The sequence below is a fragment of the Marinobacter sp. genome, assembly GCF_033722195.1.
Taxonomy (GTDB): Bacteria; Pseudomonadota; Gammaproteobacteria; order Pseudomonadales; family Oleiphilaceae; genus Marinobacter.
The window spans coordinates 1-1,925 of sequence record NZ_JAWVZL010000202.1; the positions used below are offsets into that span (position 1 = coordinate 1).

At 64.7% G+C, this 1,925-nt stretch carries 4 protein-coding genes; all 4 read right to left on the minus strand.

The window, feature by feature from the left end:
- The coding region (gene ccmI / locus R3280_RS16830; protein WP_318999763.1) for a c-type cytochrome biogenesis protein CcmI at window positions 1-555 on the minus strand (555 nt) is incomplete at its 3' end.
- A gap of 37 nt (window positions 556-592) precedes the next feature.
- Window positions 593-1,069, minus strand: a complete 477-nt coding sequence (locus R3280_RS16835; RefSeq protein ID WP_318999764.1) for a cytochrome c-type biogenesis protein — start codon at window positions 1,067-1,069, stop codon at window positions 593-595.
- On the minus strand, window positions 1,066-1,605 hold the full coding sequence (locus tag R3280_RS16840) for a DsbE family thiol:disulfide interchange protein (RefSeq protein WP_318999765.1): 540 nt from the start codon (window positions 1,603-1,605) through the stop codon (window positions 1,066-1,068). Before R3280_RS16840 ends, R3280_RS16835 begins: the two co-directional genes overlap by 4 nt.
- The coding region (locus R3280_RS16845) for a cytochrome c-type biogenesis CcmF C-terminal domain-containing protein (protein WP_318999766.1) at window positions 1,602-1,925 on the minus strand (324 nt) is incomplete at its 5' end. The genes R3280_RS16845 and R3280_RS16840, both read right to left, overlap by 4 nt.

The window sequence follows — 1,925 nt, forward strand, 5'->3', positions numbered from 1 at the left end:
GGCCGCCTCCTGGTATTGCTCCAGAGACATGTGGGTACGGCCCAGCATGGCCCAGCCCTCCGCGTTGTCCGGGTTAGCCACCAGGCGCTCCCGAAGCTGTTCCGCCAATGTGGCCATCTCCGCGGCGCGGCCCTGCTCGGTGGCCTGCTGGTCCTGCATGGCCAGCCACTCTTCCACCTTGTCCATGGAGCCAAGCTGCTGATAGACCAGCACCGCCAGCACCGGCACCAGTACCAGGCTGACAAGCGCCACGGTGCGGGCACCGGTCTGGCGGTAGTCGGGCCGGACGGTGTGGCCGTCGCCCCGGGTTTCCACTTCATCCAGCAGGCTGCCCGCCAGTTCGTCACGAAGCTGCTGGTAATTGTCATCGTCAATGTTGCCGGTCTGATGCTCGGCATCCAGCTCCGCCATGCGGCTGCGGTAGGCCATCAGGTTCTGCTGGTGACGGTCGGCGTCGGCGCGGGCCTGGGGCCGGCGGAACAGCAGCGGAAAGACAACAAAAGCCAGGGCCAGCCCGATCAAGGCGGCGGCGGCAAACCAGAAAACGGTGATCATAGTTCGGCCATCTGTGAATCGGTGGAACGGGGCAGTCTCAAGGCGCCTCGGCGTCTTTCAGGATCTGTTCGGCCCGGCGGCGTTGCTCGGGGGTCAAGGCACTGCTGGTCTCGGTGTTGCGCCGGGAGCGGACCACCACCAGGGTGATGACCAGCAGCCCCACAATCACCACAATGACCGGCGTCGCCCACAGCAGGACAGTGCGAGGCTCCAGCTGGGGCTTGTAGCGCACGAATTCGCCGAAGCGGGCCACCAGAGCGTCCACCACCTGCTCGTTGCTGGCGCCCTGTTGCAGCATGCGGTGGACTTCCTCACGCATGTCCTTGGCAATGGGGGCATCGGAATCGGCAATATTCTGGTTCTGGCACTTGGGGCAGCGCAGCTCCTCGGTCAGGGCCTGGAAGCGTTCCTGCTCCGCCGGCGACGACAGCGGGTAAAGATCCGCACCCTCGGCCTGCAGGTTGAGACTGAGGCTCATCAGCACGGCTGCCACCAGGCAATGGATTCGGGTCATGAGTCCTGCTCCCGGTACTGTTTAACAATGGGCGCCAGGGTTTCCTGCCAGACCTTCTCGTTCACCACCCCCACATGGCGATAGCGAACGATACCCTGGCCGTCGATGACGTAAGTCTCCGGCGCGCCGTAGACGCCCAGATCAAACCCCAACCGGCCTTGGGGATCGAAGAGGTTGACGGTGTAGGGGTCACCCAGGCGCGCCAGCCACTCCAGTGCCTGCGCCCGATTATCCTTGTAGTTCAGGCCGATGATGGGAACCTTCTTGTCGCGTGCCAGCCACATCAGGTCGGGATGCTCATCCCGGCAGGCCGGGCACCAGGTGCCCCAGACATTGAGCAGATGCACCTGGCCCTCGAACACATCGTTGGCGTATTGGCGATCAGGATTCTCCAGGTCCGCAAGCTGAAACGGCGGCACCGGCTTGCCGATCAGGGCCGACTCCAGATGGCTGGGGTCCTTGCCGATGCCTGCGTAGAGCACCACACCCAGCACCACCGCCAGCACCAACGGAACGAACAGAAACAGCCGCTTCATGCCGACGCCTCCGAGGCCTTGCCGGCCATCGGTTCCGGCTGCGCGGCCGGCGCCCTGGCCGGCTGCTTATCCTTGATCCGGTAACGCCGATCGGCGATGGCCAAAAAGCCGCCCGCCGCCATGAACAGGGCACCGAGCCAGAGCCAGCGGACCAGGGGCTTGTACTGGATCCGCATGGCCCAGGCGTTATCCCCCACCTGTTCGCCGACCGCCACGAACAGGTCCCGGAACAGGCCGGCGTCGATGCCAGCTTCGGTCATGATGTTGCGCTGCACCAAGTACTGGCGTTTTTCCGGGTACAGCCGGCCGACCTCCTCACC

Coding starts and splice junctions, on each gene's coding strand:
- R3280_RS16835 (WP_318999764.1), bottom strand. CDS start 1,069: ATGACCCGAATCCATTGCCTGGTGGCAGCCGTGCTGATGAGCCTCAGT.
- R3280_RS16840 (WP_318999765.1), bottom strand. CDS start 1,605: ATGAAGCGGCTGTTTCTGTTCGTTCCGTTGGTGCTGGCGGTGGTGCTG.